Annotated in this window: 24 protein-coding genes; all 24 read right to left on the bottom strand. The window is 39.8% G+C overall.

What is annotated here, in order from left to right; all coding sequences use genetic code 11:
• Positions 1-202: 202 nt before the first annotated feature.
• The 24 genes from KH400_RS17640 to KH400_RS17525 all read right to left on the bottom strand — a co-directional run bounded on the left by KH400_RS17640 (position 203) and on the right by KH400_RS17525 (position 22,190).
• The gene (locus KH400_RS17640; RefSeq protein WP_217226887.1) at positions 203-667 is read right to left on the bottom strand and encodes a S1 domain-containing RNA-binding protein; all 465 of its coding nucleotides are present in this window, start codon (positions 665-667) and stop codon (positions 203-205) included.
• A gap of 77 nt (positions 668-744) precedes the next feature.
• Positions 745-1,128: an FtsB family cell division protein gene (locus KH400_RS17635; RefSeq protein ID WP_217226885.1), complete on the bottom strand. Its 384-nt coding sequence runs from the start codon at positions 1,126-1,128 to the stop codon at positions 745-747.
• A 2-nt stretch (positions 1,129-1,130) separates the two neighbouring features.
• Positions 1,131-1,727, bottom strand: coding sequence for a spore cortex biosynthesis protein YabQ (gene yabQ / locus KH400_RS17630; protein WP_217226883.1), 597 nt, complete (start codon positions 1,725-1,727; stop codon positions 1,131-1,133).
• On the bottom strand, positions 1,724-2,005 hold the full coding sequence (gene yabP / locus KH400_RS17625; RefSeq protein WP_217226933.1) for a sporulation protein YabP: 282 nt from the start codon (positions 2,003-2,005) through the stop codon (positions 1,724-1,726). The genes yabQ and yabP overlap by 4 nt, the downstream gene beginning before the upstream one ends.
• Before the next feature lie 144 nt (positions 2,006-2,149).
• The gene (locus KH400_RS17620; RefSeq protein WP_217226881.1) at positions 2,150-2,425 is read right to left on the bottom strand and encodes an RNA-binding S4 domain-containing protein; all 276 of its coding nucleotides are present in this window, start codon (positions 2,423-2,425) and stop codon (positions 2,150-2,152) included.
• A 2-nt stretch (positions 2,426-2,427) separates the two neighbouring features.
• A complete protein-coding gene (gene yabN, locus KH400_RS17615; protein ID WP_217226878.1) occupies positions 2,428-3,906 on the bottom strand; it encodes a bifunctional methyltransferase/pyrophosphohydrolase YabN in 1,479 nt (492 codons plus the stop codon).
• On the bottom strand, positions 3,903-5,519 hold the full coding sequence (locus KH400_RS17610) for a putative polysaccharide biosynthesis protein (RefSeq protein WP_217226876.1): 1,617 nt from the start codon (positions 5,517-5,519) through the stop codon (positions 3,903-3,905). Before KH400_RS17610 ends, yabN begins: the two co-directional genes overlap by 4 nt.
• A 301-nt stretch (positions 5,520-5,820) precedes the next feature.
• The gene (gene spoVT / locus KH400_RS17605) at positions 5,821-6,360 is read right to left on the bottom strand and encodes a stage V sporulation protein T (protein WP_246589802.1); all 540 of its coding nucleotides are present in this window, start codon (positions 6,358-6,360) and stop codon (positions 5,821-5,823) included.
• A gap of 171 nt (positions 6,361-6,531) precedes the next feature.
• Positions 6,532-10,080 (bottom strand): transcription-repair coupling factor, encoded by a 3,549-nt coding sequence (mfd, locus tag KH400_RS17600; RefSeq protein WP_217226874.1) that lies wholly within the window; start codon positions 10,078-10,080, stop codon positions 6,532-6,534.
• A gap of 241 nt (positions 10,081-10,321) precedes the next feature.
• Positions 10,322-10,549: an anti-sigma-F factor Fin gene (fin, locus tag KH400_RS17595; RefSeq protein ID WP_217226872.1), complete on the bottom strand. Its 228-nt coding sequence runs from the start codon at positions 10,547-10,549 to the stop codon at positions 10,322-10,324.
• A gap of 76 nt (positions 10,550-10,625) precedes the next feature.
• The gene (gene pth, locus KH400_RS17590; RefSeq protein ID WP_217226870.1) at positions 10,626-11,183 is read right to left on the bottom strand and encodes an aminoacyl-tRNA hydrolase; all 558 of its coding nucleotides are present in this window, start codon (positions 11,181-11,183) and stop codon (positions 10,626-10,628) included.
• Between the two features lie 80 nt (positions 11,184-11,263).
• Complete coding sequence (locus KH400_RS17585; RefSeq protein WP_217226868.1) at positions 11,264-11,887, bottom strand: 50S ribosomal protein L25/general stress protein Ctc; 624 nt, start codon at positions 11,885-11,887, stop codon at positions 11,264-11,266.
• 100 nt (positions 11,888-11,987) lie between these two features.
• Positions 11,988-12,938: a ribose-phosphate diphosphokinase gene (locus KH400_RS17580; protein WP_217226866.1), complete on the bottom strand. Its 951-nt coding sequence runs from the start codon at positions 12,936-12,938 to the stop codon at positions 11,988-11,990.
• 33 nt (positions 12,939-12,971) lie between these two features.
• Positions 12,972-14,342, bottom strand: coding sequence for a bifunctional UDP-N-acetylglucosamine diphosphorylase/glucosamine-1-phosphate N-acetyltransferase GlmU (gene glmU / locus KH400_RS17575; RefSeq protein WP_217226864.1), 1,371 nt, complete (start codon positions 14,340-14,342; stop codon positions 12,972-12,974).
• 333 nt (positions 14,343-14,675) lie between these two features.
• On the bottom strand, positions 14,676-14,969 hold the full coding sequence (gene spoVG / locus KH400_RS17570) for a septation regulator SpoVG (protein ID WP_217226861.1): 294 nt from the start codon (positions 14,967-14,969) through the stop codon (positions 14,676-14,678).
• A gap of 190 nt (positions 14,970-15,159) precedes the next feature.
• Entirely contained in the window at positions 15,160-15,534 is a 375-nt protein-coding gene (locus tag KH400_RS17565; protein ID WP_217226859.1) for a RidA family protein, read from the bottom strand.
• Positions 15,531-16,379: a pur operon repressor gene (purR, locus tag KH400_RS17560; RefSeq protein ID WP_217226857.1), complete on the bottom strand. Its 849-nt coding sequence runs from the start codon at positions 16,377-16,379 to the stop codon at positions 15,531-15,533. Before purR ends, KH400_RS17565 begins: the two co-directional genes overlap by 4 nt.
• A 60-nt stretch (positions 16,380-16,439) precedes the next feature.
• Positions 16,440-17,306, bottom strand: coding sequence for a 4-(cytidine 5'-diphospho)-2-C-methyl-D-erythritol kinase (ispE, locus tag KH400_RS17555; protein WP_217226855.1), 867 nt, complete (start codon positions 17,304-17,306; stop codon positions 16,440-16,442).
• Positions 17,307-17,649: 343 nt separating this feature from the next.
• A complete protein-coding gene (locus KH400_RS17550) occupies positions 17,650-17,829 on the bottom strand; it encodes a small, acid-soluble spore protein, alpha/beta type (protein WP_217226853.1) in 180 nt (59 codons plus the stop codon).
• A 119-nt stretch (positions 17,830-17,948) separates the two neighbouring features.
• Positions 17,949-18,212: a biofilm formation stimulator Veg gene (gene veg, locus KH400_RS17545; RefSeq protein WP_217226851.1), complete on the bottom strand. Its 264-nt coding sequence runs from the start codon at positions 18,210-18,212 to the stop codon at positions 17,949-17,951.
• Positions 18,213-18,475: 263 nt separating this feature from the next.
• Complete coding sequence (gene yabG / locus KH400_RS17540) at positions 18,476-19,342, bottom strand: sporulation peptidase YabG (protein WP_217226849.1); 867 nt, start codon at positions 19,340-19,342, stop codon at positions 18,476-18,478.
• A 62-nt stretch (positions 19,343-19,404) separates the two neighbouring features.
• Positions 19,405-20,277, bottom strand: a complete 873-nt coding sequence (rsmA, locus tag KH400_RS17535; RefSeq protein ID WP_217226847.1) for a 16S rRNA (adenine(1518)-N(6)/adenine(1519)-N(6))-dimethyltransferase RsmA — start codon at positions 20,275-20,277, stop codon at positions 19,405-19,407.
• The gene (rnmV, locus tag KH400_RS17530; protein WP_217226845.1) at positions 20,270-20,830 is read right to left on the bottom strand and encodes a ribonuclease M5; all 561 of its coding nucleotides are present in this window, start codon (positions 20,828-20,830) and stop codon (positions 20,270-20,272) included. The genes rsmA and rnmV overlap by 8 nt, the downstream gene beginning before the upstream one ends.
• A 109-nt stretch (positions 20,831-20,939) precedes the next feature.
• A complete protein-coding gene (locus KH400_RS17525; RefSeq protein WP_217226843.1) occupies positions 20,940-22,190 on the bottom strand; it encodes an RNA-guided endonuclease InsQ/TnpB family protein in 1,251 nt (416 codons plus the stop codon).
• Between the last annotated feature and the right edge of the window lie 10 nt (positions 22,191-22,200).

Below are 22,200 nucleotides of genomic sequence, written 5' to 3'. Positions count from 1 at the left end.
ACGTAGAACCATTGAAGATTGTTGCGTGAAATTACGAATCGGCCAAAAAATTGACTTTGAATAGTCTGACAGTAACCAAAGCGATTGATTATACCCTCTTTTCGTAGCAATTCCCTACCCATATGAAAAAACACCATAAAAAAGACAAGCGCATCAATATGCGCTTGTCTTTTTTTCTATTGTTGAAAGTTAGCAGCAAGCTTTACCCACGACGGGCGCCGCGACCACCACGCTTTGATTCAGTATTACGCTTTAATACCGATAAACGTTCTTCACTATCCTTTAAGAAACGGTTCATCTTGTCCTCAAAACTTAGCGACGGACGGCTATTTCCACGTTGTCCTCCACGAGAGCCTCTTCCTTGTGATCCACCTGAACGTGGTGGTCGTGAAGATCTCTGTGGACGTGTAGACCCATCTGCGCCATTTGGACGTTCTTTTGCCTTACGAATTGACAAGCCAATTTTGCCATTGTCCTCGACATTGACAACCTTAACTTCTACCTCATCGCCGACTTTTAAAAACTCATTGATGTCTTTCACATAATTGTCAGCTACTTCACTAATATGAACAAGACCAGTTTTACCACCTGGCAGCTCAACAAACGCTCCAAAATGGGTAATACCTGTTACCTTTCCTTGCAACTTGCTGCCTACTTCAATTGACATGTAAAAATTGCTCCTCCTTAAGAAAACAAATATATAAATTTCATCTTATTATAACTGATTCTAAAATTGAGTGTCAATCAGTCGGAAGATGTCTCACTTGGTAATTTAAAGATTGTTTCACCAGGCTTTGAAAGATAATAATCTTTGCGGGCAACTTCTGCGATATACTCTAAATCATTGTAGTTCTTAATTTCAATCTTCAGTTGCTGTTCATTCTCTTTCATTAGTTGCAACTGTTCCTCTAGCTGTAGCTTCTCTTGTCTCTTCTCGTCTATAACACTAGCTTGCGAATAAATTGTAATCCCTGCAAATATGCTTATAAAACCAGCAACAACCGCCATTGCTGTCAGCCTTCTTACTAAGCCTTTTCGCCGTCGCTGTTTTTCTTTTTCTTGGCGTTCCTGCTGATCCTTATAAGAGGAATGAAGTTCTTTGATTTTTTCCTCACGCTCGATCCCCACAATTAATCACCCCTATCGTCCCTATTGAACAACCTTTTTATAAAACCTTTCACTTGCTGATAATAAGTAATCTTTTTGAGAAATGCTATGATTTCAGTTGTTGGTATCAGTTTCAACAACGCATTTCCAAGCCACTGCAATGGCTTAAGCAGCACCTTGCCGACAAAGACAAGGACCGCAACCGTCGCTGTTATCACCATCATACATAACGAATATAGCAGTTTCAACAACCATTTAATCGGACGGATAAATAGCACGATAATGACTGAACGAATAAAGCGAAAGGTCAAGATTGCAAAACGAATCAAACGTTCTAAGAGGGCTTGATAGTAATTGCGGAAAAGCGCTTGATAACCGGCATAACCGCAAATAAGTGCAAGAAGGACATAAAACCTCATTTCACCTTGATTGACTTGCAGGAGGACATAAAAAACAAGTAACCCCTGTATCAACCAAAATAAAAGATCGTTAACAGCAACTAGCCAATGAAACGAACGCCGTTGCTTTGCAAAGCGTCCGTACGTATCGATCGCAGCCCCAAGCCAAACTCCCATGGCTGACATCGCAATCATCGTGCTAAGTTGTACTGTTAAACTCACTTGAACAACTTCCCAAAGAATCCTTTAGACTTATCGCCTTGGTTTTCGTCTAGATAGACGAGATCAAAGATTTTGCCTTCAATCGAGACCAATCCCTCCTCGACATTTAAGTTTTTCATATGAAGGTTTTGACCACGGATAGACAAAAAACCCATTTCTGTCTCTAACAAGAACTCTTCGTTATCAAAGCTCTCTACTTGCCTAACTCCAGTAATATCTAACGATTTTCGCCCTCTTAATGTAATATCATGTTCCTTTGTTTTGCGGGCTTGACCCATCGGTGTACCAAATTCATAGTTATGATCCACACTAACCCCTCCTCATATAGACTCCTTTTACTTTTTATATCTATGATAAGGAGGTAGAGAATAGAACAAGCCTAAAGACTGTTCACTTTCAAAATAGTTAATAAACTTTATTTTTTATAAAAAATCTGGTTCTGATTTAATCGGCTCTTCCTTGACGACTGTATACATTGAATCGGCATCAGCCTTTCGAGTCGTCTCTTTAATTTCTTCAACTTGAATCGTGACTAGCTTTTGTCCAAAACGAATCGTTAGTTCATCCCCAGCCTTAACATTTGACCCTGCTTTAGCCGTTTGACCATTAATAGTAATTCGCCCTTGATCCGATATCTCCTTTGCCAATGTACGGCGTTTGATCAATCGGGAAACTTTCAAAAACTTATCTAATCGCATATTTAACCCCTCGTTTCTTTCTTTGCTTCTTCCCAAATCTCATCCATTTCAGCTAAGGTTACATCTGCAAATGTGAGCTTTCGTTCTTTGAGTTTTTCTTCAATCATTTGAAATCGTATCGTAAACTTTTGATTGGTTGTTTGTAACGCCTCTTCAGGATAAATACTGTAATACCTTCCTAAATTCACGAGTGCAAATAAAATATCACCAAACTCTTTTATCATCATTTCTTTATTTTCAGCCTTAACTTCTGTAAAAAACTCAGCAATCTCCTCTTGGATCTTCATCCAAATCGGAGCAACATCATCCCAATCAAATCCGACTTTTGCTGCTGTTTTTTGAAGTTGATAGGCACGAATGAGTGCCGGCACACTTTTACTGACATCATCCAAAATCGAATCCCACTCTTCGCCTTGCCCACTCTCTTGCTTTTCTTTCTTCTTAATCGCCTCCCAGTTACTCTCGACTTCTTCAGCCGTGTCCGCTGAAGCAACTGAAAAGACGTGTGGGTGGCGACGAATCATTTTTTCAGTAATGGATTGAATGACATCATCTATTGAAAACAACCCTTCATCTTCACCAATTTGCGCATGAAGCATCACTTGTAGTAAAACATCACCAAGTTCTTCAGCAAGATGATCATCATCTTGTTCATCAATCGCCTCAAGCACTTCATATGTTTCCTCAATTAAATACTTTTTTAATGACTCATGCGTTTGCTTGCGGTCCCAAGGACATCCATCAGGTCCTCTTAATGTGGCAATAACCGAGCGTAATTTACCAAAGTCATGATACAGAAGCTGCTCATCTCTCACAGGGGGGACATAAACCGCTGTCAAATTATTCACTTCCGTCGCTCGATCCAACTCATATAATGGTACCGTTACTAACTCCTGCTTGGCACTTCCGACTGCAGTGGCAATCGTTACCTCATAATCATCAGGCAAGAGCTCCATTAATGTTAACTTCACTTCAGAGGCAATAAAGCTATCATAAACCTGACAAATAATCATATGCTGTCTAATTTGAAGGCTATCTTTTTCAAGTGCGGTTCCATCGACAACCTGACAACCCTCAATTGGATCAATTCCTAATACATGATACATCGGATCAAGAAAGCTTTGTCCACCCAATATGTTGACTTCAATCCCTTGATTCGGTCCTTCATGTAATAAGTATTGGACCGTTTGCTCAGCAACGAGCGGATGTCCTGGAACAGCATATGTAACTTCTTCGTTATCAGCAAGCGAAAATAATTGCTCACTAATTTCACGGTACACATCAGTAAATTGATCATGCTCTTCATAGATCGAATCGAATGAGGTATACTGAAGCCCTTCTTGCTCAAGTTCAGTGATAACCGGATGGTGCTTCGTACGTAAGTATAATGACGATGCTTCCTTGATTTGCTTATACAAACCAATTGGCATTTGGTTAAGGTCACCAGCACCTAAACCAATGACATTTATTTTCTTCTTCATCTGTCATCTTTCCTTTCATCTTTTGTAAAAAAACGTGTCAATTTTTTGAGCTTTGGAATGGTTGCTAATTCCTGTTTTGAAAAGGCTTCGAATCGCAATAAGAATAACAGCAAAACAACAGTTGCGATGAAAACAGTAGTCAGTGCAATAACAGTTTCAAACCACCGCTGTCCAAGGTACGTTACGAATAACCATTGAAGTCCACTCTTCCAAAGCAAAGTGGCAACAACCATCGCAACTAATGACAATAGAATCGCGAAGATACGCTTACTCTTTGGTTTCTCTATTCCATCAATTCTTACAATCGCCCAAATATTTAAACCGGCAACTACAATAAAGGCAACCACAGTAGCCACAGCTGCTCCGGCCGTCCCATAAGTAGGGACCATAATAACGTTTAACAGCAATTTCACAAACACACCGATGATAATATGAATTGCTGGCAACTTGACATAATCAAGCCCTTGTAAAATCGCTGATGTTGTTATAACGACTGAACTAAAGAGAATCGTTACAGCTAGGATAGACAAAACAGCAGACCCATCATTATTCATATAAAGCATAACATTCGTCGGTTCGATAATAACAATTAAACCTGCTGTTGCACTGGCCGCCACAATGACGGTCAACCGAAGCGCCAACTCCCCTTGTTTTCTTGCCAGATGGTGTTTACCATTCGCTCTTGCCTTTGTAATCATCGGCACAAGCGCTAATGAAAAGGCCGTCGCTACGATCGTCCCAAGTTGAAGTAACGGCTGACCACGATCAAAAACACCTTTTGCTGTTTTCGCACTCTCAGCATCGATACCTGATGCTTTCAAGAAACGGATCATCGTCATCGCGTCAATAAATTGAAAAAAGATAAATACGAGTACACTAATACAAATGAGAAATCCTTGAAAAAACAACTGTTTAATAATCATTGCTTCGTTAACATGAGCGCTTTTTGTGCGCTGGTTAAACAGTAACTTTTTCCGACTAAACGTAACTAGTACAACAATGGCTACGAGTCCCCCAACCACTGAACCAATCGCAGCACCAATGGCGGCCGCATAAGGGCCATGTCCATTTATAACAAACAAGTAAGATAATACTAATATAACAAATACCCTAACACCTTGCTCACTTACTTGTGACACAGCTGTTGGAATCATATTTTCAATCCCCTGATGATACCCACGCAAAACGGATAATACAGGGATTAGTAAAAATGACAACGAAATGACCTTTAAAGCTGTTGTTAAGTTCGGATCAGCCATGATTTGTGCGAGCCAGCCCGCTCCCATATATAAACTGATGAAAATAACAAAAGAAAATACACTTAAGCTATAAAAGGCTGTTCGAGCAATTTGGTTAGCCCCTAATTTATCCCCATAAGCGTGGCGCTCTGAGACAAGTTTTGATATGACAACAGGGAATCCATAAATCGATAACGTCAACGCCATCCCGTAAAATGGATAAATCTGCTGATATGCATAAAAGCCGAGGTCTCCTGCGATATTTTGATACGGAATTCGATATGCTGCACTCATCACCTTCGTTAATAATGCAGCAACAGCTAGAAATATCGCTCCTCTCCAGACATGCTTTGCTCTCTGTTCTTCTAGCACCATCTTTGCTACTCCTCCCACCTCGACCTAACAAGACAAAATCAGGTGATATTATATCATAGGTTCTCATCATTCGATTGAAAAAGTGCGTCCGCCTCGTGCGAACTTCAACAAATTTCTCGGCAACAACTCTTTATCAACACCAAGCCTGAACATTTTTATTTTTTTAAAACTGACGACGATCACCATTATCTTCAGCTATTATTTCTGGCTAATGTCCCCCTAATGGCTAAGGTCACCAAGCATTGCTCCACACCAAAAAAAGAGAAGGTGGAACACTCCACCTCCTCGGATATATGATTACTTATTGTTCCATTTGTCTTGCTAGAAATCCTGCTGCGGTTTCCGCAAGCTTTTGTTCAATGTCTCCACCAATCGACTCATCTTTAGAAAGCATCACGACAGCACCGATCGGATCACCATTGGCAATAATTGGCGCAACGACGTAACCACTCATTTCTTCCTTACTATCGCCAACAATGTTGTATTCACCTGATGTGGTTTCCACTTTTGATTGGCGCTCATCCATAGCTGTTTCAATAATTTCACCAATACTTTTATTCGCATATTCCTTCTTCGAACCACCGGATACGGCAATATATGTATCACGGTCAGCAATCAAAACAGTAACATTAAGACTATCATAAAGTGCTTCCGCATACTCTTTTGCAAAATCACCTAGTTCCGAAATCGGTGAATATTTCTTTAAGATAACTTCGCCATCACGATCCACGAAAATCTCTAACGGATCTCCTTCGCGGATACGTAATGTCCTTCGAATTTCTTTTGGTATAACAACTCGACCTAAGTCATCGATTCGACGAACAATACCTGTTGCTTTCATTCTTATGATGCCTCACTTTCCTAAGATGTTTTAGCTAAGCTACAATGATGATTAAGTGTGTTCTTGGTGTGAATCATCTGTTGTCTTGTCTATATTATCCGTCTTTAAAAAAGAACTATTCACCAATTCATGAATTTGTTCGGCGATCACAGGCCTACCCAGGTGGTAATTCTATACTGTTTTGGCGGTATCATCCTTACTCTTTTTGGCTGTGTGTAATTGCGATAACAACGTCTCGAGCAACTCCAATGTTTGCTTGGCGGTCATTTTCTTCGTTTTAACATTAATGATGATTTTATCTCCAGACGTCCCTAAACCAACATCTCTTCCGAACTGGTTGATGAGTTCAAATAACTTTGCACCATCGACCTCACTGCTCGCATCTTCCGTAAGAAGGAGTGAACATTGATCCTTACTTTCAGAAATCGACTCGACTTGTTCTTGCTTTGCATACATCTTTATCTTGGAAATGCTAAATAAATAAGCAACTTCATCTGGGTATTGTCCAAAACGGTCAATTAACTCATCTTGTAACTCCGTAATATCTGTTTGATCACCTAATGCCTTGAAGCGTTTATACATCTCAATCTTTTGTTTGGCATCACCAATATACGTTTCTGGGATATAGGCATCAACATCTATATCAACTTCGACATTGAAGGACGGTGTCGTTGGCTTGTCACCTTTACGTTCTTCAATCGCCTCTTTTAACATTTGCGAGTAAAGATCAAAACCAACAGATTCGATATAGCCATGTTGTTGAGCTCCGAGTAAGTTTCCGGCACCACGAATCGATAAATCACGCATCGCTATTTTAAACCCAGAACCGAGCTCGGTAAACTCTTTGATCGCCTGAAGACGTTTTTCAGCGACTTCTGTTAACACTTTGTCGCGCTGATACGTAAAGTAGGCATAAGCGACTCGATTCGAGCGTCCCACACGTCCCCTAATTTGGTAAAGCTGTGAAAGCCCCATTTTATCTGCATTATAGATAATTAATGTATTTACATTAGGAATATCTACCCCTGTTTCAATAATTGTCGTTGTAACTAATACATCACTGTTTCCTTCAAGGAAATCAATCATGACCGCCTCAAGTTCAGTCTCATTCATTTGTCCATGGGCAAGGTTTACTTTTGCATCAGGGACAAGCATTGAAATTCGCTCAGCCATTTGCGCAATATCATCGACCCGGTTATAGAGGAAGTAAACCTGTCCCCCTCTTGATAATTCCCGTTCGATGGCTTCTTTTACAAGCGAAGCATTATACTCAACAACATAGGTTTGTACCGGAAAGCGGTTTTCAGGTGGTGTCTCGATAACAGACAAGTCACGAACACCAAGCATCGACATATGCAATGTTCGCGGGATTGGTGTCGCTGTTAACGTTAATACATCAATATTGGCTTTCATCCGCTTAATTTTTTCCTTATGGGTAACTCCAAACCTTTGTTCCTCATCCACAATTAATAACCCTAAGTCTTTGAACTTAATATCTTTAGATAATAACCGATGTGTCCCAACAACAAGATCTACCGATCCAGCATTTAATCCTTTTATGGTTTGCGTTTGCTCCCTCCTTGAGCGGAAGCGGCTTAAGACACTCACATTGATTGGATAGTCTTGGAAGCGCTCTTTGACAGTCTCATAATGTTGCTGTGCTAAAATAGTTGTTGGTACTAAAATCGCAACTTGCTTGCCATCCATGATCGCTTTAAATGCTGCTCGAATCGCAACCTCTGTTTTTCCGTAGCCAACGTCACCACAAAGCAAGCGATCCATCGGCCGCTCCTTTTCCATATCTTCTTTAATTTCTGTAATCGCTCGGATTTGATCTTCTGTTTCTTGGTAAGGGAACGAGGCCTCAAAGTCACCCTGTTCAGGTCCATCAGGTGAGAAGGCATGACCTTTACTCGCCTCACGCTCAGCATAAAGCTTGATCAAGTCATCAGCAATATCTTCAACTGATGATTGTACCTTTTTCTTGACCTTCTTCCAATCATTACCGCCCAACGCATAGATTTTTGGATCCTTCTCTTCAGAGCCAACATACTTTTGAACTTGATCAATTTGTTCGACAGGTACATACAATTTATCATTTCCTGCATATCGTACATGCAGATAATCTTTGTGGATGCCGTTGATTTCTAGTGTTTCAATACCTAAATATTTCCCAATTCCATGACTGGCATGAACAACAAGGTCGCCAACTTCTAATTCAGAATAACTTTTAATGCGCTCGGCATTCGATAGCTTTTGCTTTCGTTGAGGTCTTTTTGCTTTCTGTGTGAAAATTTCCTCTTCAGTAACGACTACTAGTTTTTGCATCGCTAATTCGAACCCGCCACTTAATCCACCGATCATAATTTGCTCTTGTTTCGTTGATAATTCTGTTTTTTGCTCAACAATGGTTGCTTCGATATCGTAGTCTTCCAAAACATGACTCAGTCGTTTTGCACGTTCCTTTGTCGCCGCCAAAAAGACAACCGCATAGTCAGACTTCGCCCACCGTTCGGCTTCACTTTTCAATAAATGAACTTGGCCATGGAAGTTTTGCATCGCCTTGCAGTTGAAATTAAGAATATTTTGCGGATTAGTCGAAGGAACATGTCGTAAAAACAACGATAAGTAAACAAGTGGATGCTGTGTTTGCTTGATTATTTTTTCGAAGTTTTTTGACATCTCCAAATCGGAAATAACTTCCCCATGTTCAATTAGTGTCGTAAGCCATTCTGCCTCTTCCTTATCGAGGTTATCAGCCATTTCTTGTACACGACTAATCTCGTCAATAAAAATAACACTACTCATAGGTAAGTAGTCGATAATTGACGACCGTTCTTCATAATATAAACTCATATATTTATACATACTTTGAAAGGCGGTTTTATTTTTTAACTGTTGAACTTCATATGAAATATGCTCGCTCATCTTTTCTTTTGCAGTTTTATTTTTTAGCTTCTTTAAGCTATCTGCTAGTCCCTCTTCTAGCTTGATAGCGCCCCGCTCATATTGTTCATTAAATAAAATAACTTCTTGCGCAGGGCCAATGGTGATCTCATTTATTTGTTTTTCAGAGCGCTGGTCTTCAACGGTAAAGAAACGGACAGAATCGACCTCTGTATCAAACAACTCGATTCGGACCGGCAATTCCTCAGTTAATGGGTAAATATCGATAATTCCACCACGAACACTAAATTCCCCTGGGGCAGACACCATATCGACTCGTTGGAATCCAATGGCAACCAGTTTTGCTAGCGTCTCTTCTACGCTGATTTCTGTCCCTACTTGAAAGCGGCACTGACTTTGCTCCCAAACGTTCCTTGGTGGAAGCAAACGTCTAACTCCAGCCATTGGTACAATCACAATCCCATGGCGAAGACGCCCTTGGACAAGCCGATCTAATACTTCAATTCGTTGCGACTTCATCTCAGGGCTGGCAATCGCAATCTCTGAGGAAATTAACTCATTGACTGGGTAAAGATAAACACTCTCTTCACCTACAAGTTCAGTGAAATCTTCATATAACTTTTGAGCTTGATACAAATTATGAGTAATTACCAATTGTGTCCGCTTTGTTTCTTGAAAGACAGATGCCATCGTTAGTGTCCGAGCGGATCCCGTTAACCCGGTGATGAGTTGCTCTTTAATATTTGCATCAACACTTTCTGAAACCGCTTTTATATCATCACTTTGTAAAAGATATTGCTGTAATCCAAACATCCATGTTCCCCCTAACTCCATAGCTGTCATCATATGGATGAACAATAGATTTGTTCATGGAATTCCAAATCTATAATGGTAGTAATTTCTATGAATCTAACCATATTCCTCTTTTATTCTAATCATTCTCTTTATCAACCGTTTGTTAACGATTTGAAACAGATTCAATAAGTAACAACAGAAAAACGCTTTGGTGATTACAACCAAAGCCCTTCTGATTATGTCTTGAGCCATTTTTTACTTATTGAATAAATGTTTCAAGCTGGTGATAATCGGGATTGCGTTCAAGCGCCTCCTGACAATCTTCACAAATAACATCGACATTAACATCTCCATTATTGTCATACCGGATCATTTCTTGTCTTTCATGCTCATTTAAGTGATGAAATCCTAGTTGTTGTGAATCCAGTTGTTCATTAAATGAACCCATCCCTACACCGCAATGGCGGCAGCGGTAATGAATTGCCATTAATATATGCCCCCTTAATCATGAATATGCATACTATTAAACGTTAGTATGAACCATGCGGAGGTAAACTATTCATTTAGTTAAACTCATTCATCACTTGCAAAAAGTCATTGGTAACCCAAGCTTCACAAGCCTTTGCGGATTGTTCAACAGCTTCTGCGATCCCGTCTCTTTCATCAGGGCGGAACGTACTTAAGACATGGTTAATCACTGTATCATCTGCTGTCGGTCGATCTACACCAACACGAATTCGCTTGAATTCATTTGTCCCTAAATGTGAAATGATTGATCTGATACCATTATGTCCACCATGGCCACCTTTTTGCCTCAGACGGATTTTACCAACTGGTAAATCTAAATCATCGTAAACAACGAGAAGATCGTTGATATCAATCTTATAAAAATCCATCAATGGGCGAATCGATTCGCCTGATAAATTCATGTATGTAAGTGGCTTGAGGAGAAACACCTTTTCCCCTTCTATCGTTTTATATCCATAAACCCCTTTAAATTTTGATTGGTCAATATCAATCATCAGATCTTTAGCACATTGGTCAATGACTGAAAAACCCACATTATGTCTTGTACCTTCATACTTCTTACCAGGGTTACCTAACCCAACAATTAACTTCATCGTGAATAGCCTCACTTTCATCAACATAAGAATAACCGATAAAAAAGGTATAACCCTGTTGGCTACACCTTCCTTATTCGTTATTCTTCTTGCTTTTCTTCAGCTGCCTCTTCAACTTCCTCTTCTGGCGTTTGCTCAGGCTCTTTCTCAGCAGCAGGAGCTGTAATGGTTACGATTGTTTCTTCTGGATCATTATTAATCTCAAATGAATCCACGTGAGTTAGATCACTAACTTGAATAGAATCGCCAATTCCGAGGTTTGAAATATCAACTTCAATCTCTTCTGGGATATCAGCAGGCAAAGCACGGACCGAAAGCTCATAAAGTAAGTGCGAAACAACACCACCCTCTTTTGAACCTGGTGCTTCACCTGTAAGCCTTACCGCTACATTCGCATCAAGTTCTGACTTCATATCTACTTCGAAAAAGTCGATATGGAGGAGACCGCCTTTTAACGAGTCCGTTTGGAGGTCATGAACAATGACCTGATGTGTCTTTCCATTGCCCTCCACTGACAAAGAAAAGATCCCATTACGACCAACTTCTCGCAACGCTTTTATAAAAGGGACACTATCAACGACAACTGGCTGACTTTCTAGTTTTTTTCCGTACAAAACTGCTGGCACTAACCCGCTTAATCGATATTCTCTTGTTTGCGATCGTTTTAGATCATCTCGATTCTTAGCGATAAGTTTTACTGCCATTCTATCACCTCAATCGTATAATAACGTTCCTTATAAGGTGTTCCCTTTTTTGCACAATTTAAACGAGAAAAGTGTAGAACAGCAAATAAAATCAGCTATTTTAATCGAATAATGTACTAACAGATGCATCTTCATGGACGCGGATAATCGCATCCGAAATTAACGGCGCAACTGATAACGGAGTAATCTTGTCGATCTTCTTCTCTTCCTCTAATGGAATCGTATTCGTTACGACAAGCTCTTTAATTTTTGAATTGTCGATACGCTCAATCGCTGGTCCAGATAAAACAGGGTGTGTACAACATGCATATACTTCTTTAGCACCTTGTTCCACAAGCGCATTAGCAGCGAGCGTAATTGTTCCTGCTGTATCGATAATGTCATCAATAATAATGGCAGTCTTTCCTTCAATATTTCCGACAATATTCATGACTTCAGCCACATTTGGCTTCGGTCGACGCTTGTCGATAATTGCGATTGGTGCTTTGAGGCGATCTGCCATTTTTCGCGCACGAACAACGCCACCATGGTCAGGAGATACAATAACAACGTCATCCAATTCTTTTTGCTTGAAGTGATCTGACAAGATTGGAACACCAAGAAGTTGATCGACAGGAATATCAAAGAATCCTTGGATTTGTGTGGCATGTAGGTCCATTGTTAAAACACGACTCGCGCCTGCTGTTTCCAAAAGATTAGCAACTAGCTTAGAGGTAATCGGCTCACGAGCACGTGCTTTGCGGTCCTGGCGAGCATACCCATAATAAGGAATAACAACGTTAATTGTTCGTGCCGATGCTCGCTTTAATGCATCGATCATAATTAATAGCTCCATAATATGCTCATTTGCAGGCGCTGATGTCGATTGGATTAGATAGACATCACAGCCACGAATGCTTTCTTCAATGTTAATTTGTACTTCACCATCACTAAAACGAGCGACAGAGCTTTTCCCCATTTCTACACCAATGTGTTTTGTAATCTCATGAGCAAGCTCCGGATTTGAATTCAATGTAAATACCTTTAAATACGGATCTCCATATTTAGCCATTTTGTGTGTAAACCTCCGTTAATTTAATTCGTGTTATTTATCGTTCTTTTTCGTTACATAACCTTCTTTATTCGTTTGTCTTGCTCGAGCAATCGATAGCGCTTGACCTGGGACATCGTTGGTAATCGTTGATCCTGCCGCAACATACGCTTGTTTACCAACAGTCACAGGGGCAACTAAATTTGTATTACACCCAATAAATGCACCGTCTTCGATGGTTGTAAGATGCTTATTCTCTCCATCATAATTCACCGTAATTGAACCACATCCTAGGTTAACATCTTCACCAACATTGGCATCACCAATGTAGCTTAAATGAGAGGCTTTACTACGGTTTCCAAATACAGACTTTTTCACTTCAACAAAATTACCGATCTTCACTTCATCATGGATCTCCGATGATGGGCGAATATGTGCGAATGGGCCAACATTAACATCATTTCCAATCTGACTTTGATGAATGACAGATTGCTTAAGCTTCGTTCGATCACCAACTGTACTATCTATGATTTCCGTATGAGGGCCAATGGTACAATCATCACCAATAACTGTTTCACCTTGAATCACTGTTCCAGGCAACAAAACCGTATCCTGACCAATCTGAGCATCAGAAGAGACATATGTATGATCTGGGTCAACAATCGTCACACCTGCTCGCATCAACCGTTCATTAATTCGTTGCTTCATGACCTGCTCTGCTTGCGATAAAGCCACACGGTCATTTACTCCAAGTGTTTCTGAGAACGTATCCGTTTGATAAGCTGAAACAACTTCACCTTGGCGTTGCAAGATTTCAATAACATCCGGCAAATAATATTCGCCTTGAACATTATCATTTCCGACCTGTTTCAACGCTGCAAAAAGAGAGGCATTGTCAAAACAGTATGTACCTGTATTAATCTCAGAGATTTCCCGTTCATGTTCTGTTGCATCCTTATGCTCAACAATTCGTTCTACAGCACCTTCAGCATTACGGACAATTCGCCCATACCCAGTCGGATCGCTGGCATTTGCAGTTAGAATGGTTACTTTCGCTTGTGTGTGTTCATGGTGTTCCATCAATGCTTCCATCGTTTCAGATGTAATTAAAGGTGTATCACCACAAACAACAATTGTAACCCCTTTTTCTTCTGCCAACTCGGCTTCTGCTTGCATAACCGCATGACCAGTTCCAAGCTGTTCATTTTGAAGTGCATATGTAACTTGATTACCAAGTTGATCTTTTACGGCATCGGCCCCATGTCCAATGATCGTTACAATTTTTTCAAGTCCGACTCCTGAAACTTGGTCAACGACATGTTGAATCATCGGTTTACCACAAACTGGATGCAACACTTTGTATAACTTTGATTTCATTCTGGTCCCTTGACCCGCGGCTAAAATGACCGCAAAACGATTGCTCATGTTTACCCTCCAACAGTTCCTTTTTCCATTACGAATATATCCTAAAAACGAGGCTATTTCAAGCGTTCTGACGTTAATAATTACACGAAACAGTGAAAGTTATAAACATAGAAGGCGGTCGGGAATTTTGCGATTTCACTGTAACATCACGGTTGTAATCGGGTACAACCTTAATAAATTACAATATCCGGTGTATCACTTCTCTCCGACATAACGTTCACACCATCGGGATTATCCCATTAACTTTTCTCACTTAGTAAGAAACCCCCTAGTTCATAACATCACAAAAAACAGTGACTCCATCAAGATGACAGAGCCACTGTTTTTTTGTTCTTAAGAAGCACCTGCTTCTTCATATTCTACCTTTTCAATTTCACCGGCACGATCATATTCCTCTAATACTGCAGTTTGAATCTTTTCACGTGTTTGTGATGAAATTGGGTGTGCAATATCTCTAAATTCACCATCTGGGGTTCTTTTGCTTGGCATTGCCACAAATAAACCATTATTTCCATCAATTACTCTGATGTCATGGACAACAAATTCATGATCAATTGTAATGGATGCAATTGCGCGCATGCGCCCCTCCGTATTAACACGGCGTAGTCTCACATCTGTTACCTGCATTTCTGTCACCACCTTTTTCCATTAAGTCGATCTTAATAACTTAGATTCAACAAAGATTTTCCAATCCCTTCTTAAAAATTAGAAAAATAAAATAAATCATTAAATTTTTTCGGCTGTTCACAAAAATTTCAAAATCTTTAAGAAATGAAAGGCCTCACACCAGTCATTTAGTGTAAGGAAGGAAAGATTATTATTTTACTAACGCGATAACTTCGATTTCAATAAGTACATCCTTTGGCAATCTTGCCACTTCAACACAAGAGCGAGCTGGCTTGTGTTCACTGAAATACTCACCATAAATTTCATTGATAACTGGGAAATCTCCCATGTCTTTAATAAAAACAGTTGCTTTGACAACACTATTAAGTGAAGCGCCAGCTTCTTTTAAAACGGCCTGCAAATTACTAAACACTTGATGAGTCTGTTCTTTAATGCCACCTTCGACAAGTTCTCCTGCTGGGTTCAACGGGATTTGCCCTGAACTATAAAACATGTTATTTACAACAATCCCTTGTGAATACGGGCCAATCGCTGCAGGGGCTTCATTTGTTTGTACAGTTTTCATTGTGTTTCCTCCTTCATCTCTGCTAATTTTTCAAAAAAGTTGCCTACTTCAACCTTAACACGTTTTTCTTTACTGTTGACATCCGCAAGTCTTGTAATTGATATGTAATCATCAATCAAACGTTCCTCAACATCAACCGATTCAACTAAAACTCCAATCCCAACAACGTCAGCTTGTATCTCTTCTAGTAAATCGATCATGCCTCGGATCGTTCCGCCTGCCTTCATGAAGTCATCAATGATTAGTACATTTGATCCAGGCTTTAAACTACGTCTTGCAAGTGACATCGTTTGGATTCGCTTTGATGAACCAGAAACATAGTTAATACTAACCATAGAACCTTCCGTTACACGATGATCACGACGTACGATGCTTACAGGAACATCCAAATAACTACCTACAGCATAAGCAATCGGAATTCCCTTCGTTGCAACAGTCATCACCGCATCAATTTTCTTGTGCGAGAATAACGCTGCAAACAACCGTCCAATTTGGTTCATTAACCTCGGGTTGCCAAGGATGTCCATCATATAAAGGTATCCACCCGGCAGCAATCGATTCGGTTCTTCTACTTTTTCACACAACTGATCAATCATTTGCTTTGCCTCATCCTGATTGACCATCGGGATATACTTCACACCACCACTAGCTCCAGGAATGGTTAATAATGATCCGATGCTTTGGCTTTCAAAAATTTCTTTCACAATCGCTAAATCTTCACTTATTGATGATTTTGCTGATTGGTACCGTTCAGAAAAGTAACTTAAAGAAATTAATGTATGAGGATGTTGCAATAAATAGTTAGTCATATCGACTAACCTACCACTGCGTCTTAACTTTTTCATAGCGCCCTCCAGTTTTAAAAACCGAATATTTAAAAGTAATATACCACTTTTGTACGGTTTTTAGCAAGGGTGTCCTTGACTAATCAAACGAACGGCATAGACGTCACCACAGAAACCTCTTAATCCATTGTAAACACGGTGGACACGTGATTCTTTTTTCACTAATCCAAAAACTGTTGGGCCACTCCCGCTCATTAACACGCCCTCGGCCCCAAATCGCTTCATTTGTTCTTTAATCCGTTTCACTTCCGGATGAAGCTTAAACGTCACTGATTCCAAATCATTGGATAAGTGCTCACAGATATCATCAAAGTTTTGCTCATTAATGGCCTGCAACATCGGCTGGACGCCACTCTCTTTTGCCTTATCGATGTTCAACTTCCGATATACCTCTGCTGTTGAGACACCAATCGGTGGTTTGGCAAGCACGACCCAACATGGTGGCGGTGATTCAATTTGCTTAATGATTTCGCCTCTTCCCGTAGCAAGTGCGGTTCCACCATAAACACAAAATGACACATCCGATCCAATCTCGGCACCTATTTCAGCCAATTCGTGATCACTTAACTCTAGATTCCATAATAGATTTAAGCCACGCAATGTTGCCGCTGCATCACTACTACCACCAGCTAACCCTGCAGCTACCGGAATCTTTTTTGAAATATAGATCGAAACACCTTTCTTGATTTGGAATCGCTTTTTTAACACATCCGCTGCTTGATAGGCGAGGTTACGTTCATCATTTGGGACAAAACCTTCAGAAACCTCGACAGCGATGCTATCTTCATTTAGCTCAATAAGGTCAACGCGGTCGGCTAAATCAACTGTGGTCATAATCATTTCAACTTCATGAAATCCATCGTCACGTTTATGCAGGACATCGAGGGCCAAATTGATTTTTGCCGGTGCTTTTACTGAAATTTTCACTGTTCATTCACCTTCTACTCTACTGTTCCATTTGCTTACGTTATTTTATCATTAGTTCCTATATCATACCACCTTTTCTACGATCACCTTACCTGACCCGAATAAAACACAAGATATGACTATATTCGCCATGTTTCCGTTTAACCTATCATCATTCTTTCTAGCATTTGCGACACTTATACGTAAGAAATCAGCGAAAAAACGTGAATCACCAGTCTTATGAAAATACAACTAAAAACAAAAGAGACCATGATTATTTCGATACATAAACCTTCTGTGGAAATCCAGTTTAACCAAAAAAGACTGCTCCACTAGGGAACAGCCTCTGTCGCACCAATCACAATTATTTTTGTTGTCTAGAAAGTTGTTCTTCGGCCATTTCAACTGCTCGTTTCACCATATTTCCAGCATCACGAGCACGGATGCCTCCCCAGCCTTCCTTTTGAACAGTATCATAGAAGCCGAGGTCTTTCGCCAACTCTTCCTTAAAGCGCTCTGACATGATCCCGCGTCGTCTGCTCATGTACAACAACTCCTTTAAGAAATGTGATGGTCCGACAAGTATAGTATGTACAAAAACAAAATAAATATAGCTCCCTTAACACCACGTTAAGAAAGCTATTTTATCCTCGACAACGCATCCTACTGTTCTAGAGTAACTCCTGCCTCTTCCTCACAAACAGTTAATTCAACTGTTTCTGTCAGAACATCTGCATAACTATAAGATACGCGTTCAAATGCATTTTGTTGTTCATCTAACTTCACAATGAATACTGAAGGGTATGTTTCTTCAAGAAAACCTGACCGCTCAATCGTTTTTCGACGCCCGCCATTTGCTTTAATTGTAATTCGCTTTCCAACGTTAGCATCCAAGGCACGCTTAATATCAACCAATGTTTTTCCCATTTATACACCCCACCTCGCTATGTTAAATTATAGCATGTTTTGTAGTATCTTGTCAAATAAATTTAAAATTATATCAACTATTGCGTTTGGTTGTCAACGGATAACTACATATTGTGATTTTTTTACTTTATGTACATGCTATATTCTATTTATAGTTTGTATAAAAAGGCTGAAATTATGTATGATTTTCCTGAATTTCTTTACCGACTCAACGTAAAAAAGTAGGCCTCTAGTAATCACCAAAGACCTACTATGCTTTCTCATCACTCATCATCATACTTTTTTATCGGCATGCCACGCCGTAAAACTCCACGAGTCTCAATACCGCCAATTCCCTTTTCGCCAGTAATTGTATTTCGAAGCACATCCCAAACTCCCACCCGGTCCATAAAAGGAGTTAAACTAATTTTAGCAACGATATAAACAGGATCAAGCGCATGAATATTGACGCGTTCAGGTGAGCTAGCAAAGTTTGCTCCCGACTTCAATATCGACTCAAAATGAGATTGGCAAGCACCTGCAAAGATCACTAAGTGATCAAGCTGTGGCACAATCTTTCTGGCCGTTCTAACCGTCTCAGCAAAATGCTTAGAATTGCGGTATGACTTGATATCATCTGAACTCCCTCGTGCCTTCATATAAGCGTCATGACCGGTTATGACCAGGATATCTGGTCGAACCATTTCTAATAATGATGTGATTTGGTGCGGCATCTCTTTCTCCTGGATATGGACGCCATAAACGGGGACACCAAGCTTACCGTAGAGTTCTGTGCACTTCTTTAAGTAAAGAGGATCACCATCAATATGCAAGACACGCCCTCTCATTTCAAAATACGGGCGGCCACTCGCATACCCTGAAGATACTTCATATTCATTGCGTTGCTGCAAGAGCCGGTATTCCTGGTTAAACAACCGGTAGCAATTCTCTTCCTTTTCCTTTTCTTGTTTGCGGCGTTTCTTACGCTCTTGGTCATCAATGAGTTTTAAATCACCGATCGGAGCATCGGCGATTAATCGAACATCTTCACCGTATAACTCGGCCTCACCTTCATTAATGTTAACAATACGAAATAGCAAATCGTAATTATACGATTTTCTAGCAACGATATCACCGATGTTTAGTTTCATTTGAAACTCCTCCTCACGTATATACCATATGTAAGCAGGAGTCAAACAGTGCCTATAACGAGTTATTTTCCTTGTGCTAAAAGTGTATTACTTATACGAGCAAACTCAGCAATCGATAACGTCTCTCCACGTCGACGAGGATCGATCTCACTTGCCTTTAGAGCAGACTCTAAGATCTCCTTGTCACCATAGTCTAGGTTATGTACGAGGTTATTTAAAATCGTTTTTCGACGTTGTGCAAAGCTTGCACGAACGACATTAAAAAACAGTTCCTCATCATCAACAGCTACCGGTGGTTCATCCCGAAGCGTTAACCTCAACACCGCAGAGTCCACATTTGGCTGCGGGACAAAAACAGTTTTCGGTACAGTTAAGACGCTCTCAGCGGTTGCGTAATATTGTGCTGCAATCGATAGTGAACCATAAGCTTTTGTTCCAGGCTTCGCACTAATCCGGTCCGCAACTTCCTTTTGAATCATGACAACAATGCCTCGAATCGGCAATTTTTCCTCAAGCAGTTTCATTAGGATCGGTGTCGTCACATAGTAAGGAAGATTGGCGACAACCATGAGATCTTGCCCAGGTTCAAAAGAATCCCTAATCACTTCTTTCACATTGGCCTTTAGCACATCACTATGGATAATATCAATGTTATCATATAGAGATAGTGTATCCTTCAACACTGGTAATAGCCGCTGATCGATTTCAAACGAGACGACTTTTTCAGCACGTTTGGCAAGCTGTTCAGTCAATGCACCGATTCCTGGTCCAATTTCAATCACTCCTGAAGACTCAGTAACCCCAGCATAATCAACAATTTTATCGAGGATGTTTGTATCAATTAAAAAATTTTGGCCTAAACTCTTTTTAAAATTAAACTTATACTTTTCGAGTATTGCTCTCGTTCGAAGCGGTGTTGCGATGTCTTTATTCATTTTCTTCCTCCTCTAACACTTGCTTGATTGCCTCTGTAAATTCAGCTTTACTAATTTGAAACATGACTAACCGTTTGTGAAGTTGCTTTCCATTTGTATACCCAATTTTAAGGATTTCCCCAAGCCTCTCTCGCCTACTTTTTGCTTTTTTGCCACCAATTAAGCCTAAATAAACGAGGTCTTGCCAAAAAACATCTGACTCTACCGCGACAAATTCCTCTTTCACATGGCTCAATGCGGCTTTGATCGCTTCAGGCGTCGCATTTTCAACGCCTAAATCATCACCTTTTTTTGAGACCGCTTCATACTTTGGCAAAAATGCATGTTTACAGCCTGGGATAGCTTGGCTAACGATGTGGCGAATACGCTCACCTGGATAATCTGGATCAGTCAGAATAATGACTCCACGACGTTGTTGAGCAAGGCGAATTCTTTCAATGACTGCCGCTCCAACAGCTGATCCATTTGTCTCCAACGTATCAGCATCAACCGCTCGCTTTATCGCTACTGTATCATCGCGTCCTTCCACGACAATAATTTCTTTAATTTTCATCTTTGCCTCCATCTTTCGTTTCAATAACTAGTGTACCCCATAGTTTGAACTACACACGACTAAAGTCGCGTGATTCTATGAGAAATCAATTGGACTCACCTTGTAAGATTTAAACCAATTTTATTCTCATTGGGGCTGCCAAAAGCCCCCTACACACTTTATCGAATTCGATATTATGCTTACTTTTACGCAAAATATTAGCCGCAGCGTTAATATCTGCGTTAACGTATATATTTTTCATAGTTTTATACAAGCCACGTTTCACACGCTTTCCAGAGAAAGTGTGTGTTTCTTTTTTCTCTTCATCAAATGATGGTATATCATCATTATCTAGAAAACTGGCTTTAGATGTATACGATTCTTCTTGTTTGATGGACGTTATGCCATAACGTTCACACAGGGCTTCTAGTTTTTGAATGAGTTGACTATGTGGTATTTGTACGAAACGTTGATTTGATTTTTTGCCCATATTAGAATTTTTCTTCCACTCTTTATTGTGACCGACAACTAATTTACCGATTCCATTATCCAAGCAATGCTTGATAATGTGATGAGTTGTTCTATTTAGATAATCGCGTAAAATGTTGTTTCGTTTTTTCAATAAACAAACCTGACGCTTTGTTAAGTGGTTGATGTGTTGTTTATCTTTAATGGATTGTAATCGTTTATTTTCTTTGTTGTACCATTGGTTAACAGATTTAATACGCTTTCCATCAATAATGAAAGAGTTGCCTAACGTATCAACGACAGAACAAAAATTATCGATACCTAAATCGATGGAAAGTGCCTCGTTTTCATTTAAATTGTATTCTTCTAACTCTTTGATTTTGTACACGTATTCAATCTCAAAATAATGTGCGTTATATCTTGGAATGATACGAATTTCAGCTATTGTTGAAGGGTCTAAATTTGTAGGAAAACGAACAATAATACTTCCATTTTCCTTTTTAAAATATGGTGACATAGGAACATTAAATGTACCATCGTCTTGTAACTTGAATTGAGGGTAACTCAATTCAAAAACACCATATTTTTCTAGATACTTTGGGATTCTCGCATCTTTAGATTTCTTTTTAAGCAAACCAAAGAAACTTTTGAAGTTCTTGTCAACTTTCTTCAATGTTTGTTGAGCTGCTGCTGAACCCATTAATTTGTAATTCTCATTATCTTTGCACTCATGATAGTTTTTTGAGTAACTGAGATATTTTTTGGTATTAAAGAAGTGCTGGCGTATTGAATACAAGCCAACATTGTACATGTTTTTACTCAAATGAACGAGTTTTCGTAAAGCAAGATACTCTTGTTTTGATCCTAATTTTAAAACTTCTTTTTCAACTCCAAATTGCTTCTCAGTAGACATTCTATTTCCA

Source organism: Desertibacillus haloalkaliphilus, assembly GCF_019039105.1.
In the GTDB taxonomy this organism is placed as follows: domain Bacteria; phylum Bacillota; class Bacilli; order Bacillales; family KJ1-10-99; genus Desertibacillus; species Desertibacillus haloalkaliphilus.
Note: the sequence above shows the minus strand (reverse complement) of the source record. Positions and strands in the feature narration are given on the sequence as shown.

Excerpts from the sequence above, each read along its gene's own strand:
- yabP (WP_217226933.1), bottom strand. The coding sequence starts at position 2,005 with ATGGGTCAAGCCCGCAAAACAAAGGAACATGATATTACATTAAGAGGG.
- purR (WP_217226857.1), bottom strand. The coding sequence starts at position 16,379 with ATGAAAAAGTTAAGACGCAGTGGTAGGTTAGTCGATATGACTAACTAT.
- KH400_RS17610 (WP_217226876.1), bottom strand. The coding sequence starts at position 5,519 with ATGGTGCTAGAAGAACAGAGAGCAAAGCATGTCTGGAGAGGAGCGATA.
- KH400_RS17565 (WP_217226859.1), bottom strand. The coding sequence starts at position 15,534 with ATGAAAACTGTACAAACAAATGAAGCCCCTGCAGCGATTGGCCCGTAT.
- rnmV (WP_217226845.1), bottom strand. The coding sequence starts at position 20,830 with ATGAAAATTAAAGAAATTATTGTCGTGGAAGGACGCGATGATACAGTA.
- pth (WP_217226870.1), bottom strand. The coding sequence starts at position 11,183 with ATGAAGTTAATTGTTGGGTTAGGTAACCCTGGTAAGAAGTATGAAGGT.
- rsmA (WP_217226847.1), bottom strand. The coding sequence starts at position 20,277 with ATGAATAAAGACATCGCAACACCGCTTCGAACGAGAGCAATACTCGAA.
- spoVT (WP_246589802.1), bottom strand. The coding sequence starts at position 6,360 with ATGAAAGCAACAGGTATTGTTCGTCGAATCGATGACTTAGGTCGAGTT.
- veg (WP_217226851.1), bottom strand. The coding sequence starts at position 18,212 with ATGGGAAAAACATTGGTTGATATTAAGCGTGCCTTGGATGCTAACGTT.
- KH400_RS17550 (WP_217226853.1), bottom strand. The coding sequence starts at position 17,829 with ATGAGCAGACGACGCGGGATCATGTCAGAGCGCTTTAAGGAAGAGTTG.
- KH400_RS17640 (WP_217226887.1), bottom strand. The coding sequence starts at position 667 with ATGTCAATTGAAGTAGGCAGCAAGTTGCAAGGAAAGGTAACAGGTATT.
- glmU (WP_217226864.1), bottom strand. The coding sequence starts at position 14,342 with ATGAGCAATCGTTTTGCGGTCATTTTAGCCGCGGGTCAAGGGACCAGA.
- spoVG (WP_217226861.1), bottom strand. The coding sequence starts at position 14,969 with ATGCAGGTAACAGATGTGAGACTACGCCGTGTTAATACGGAGGGGCGC.
- yabN (WP_217226878.1), bottom strand. The coding sequence starts at position 3,906 with ATGAAGAAGAAAATAAATGTCATTGGTTTAGGTGCTGGTGACCTTAAC.
- KH400_RS17525 (WP_217226843.1), bottom strand. The coding sequence starts at position 22,190 with ATGTCTACTGAGAAGCAATTTGGAGTTGAAAAAGAAGTTTTAAAATTA.
- mfd (WP_217226874.1), bottom strand. The coding sequence starts at position 10,080 with ATGTTTGGATTACAGCAATATCTTTTACAAAGTGATGATATAAAAGCG.
- KH400_RS17585 (WP_217226868.1), bottom strand. The coding sequence starts at position 11,887 with ATGGCAGTAAAACTTATCGCTAAGAATCGAGATGATCTAAAACGATCG.
- fin (WP_217226872.1), bottom strand. The coding sequence starts at position 10,549 with ATGGCAATTCATTACCGCTGCCGCCATTGCGGTGTAGGGATGGGTTCA.
- KH400_RS17580 (WP_217226866.1), bottom strand. The coding sequence starts at position 12,938 with ATGGCTAAATATGGAGATCCGTATTTAAAGGTATTTACATTGAATTCA.
- KH400_RS17620 (WP_217226881.1), bottom strand. The coding sequence starts at position 2,425 with ATGCGATTAGATAAGTTTTTGAAAGTTTCCCGATTGATCAAACGCCGT.
- yabG (WP_217226849.1), bottom strand. The coding sequence starts at position 19,342 with ATGAAACTAAACATCGGTGATATCGTTGCTAGAAAATCGTATAATTAC.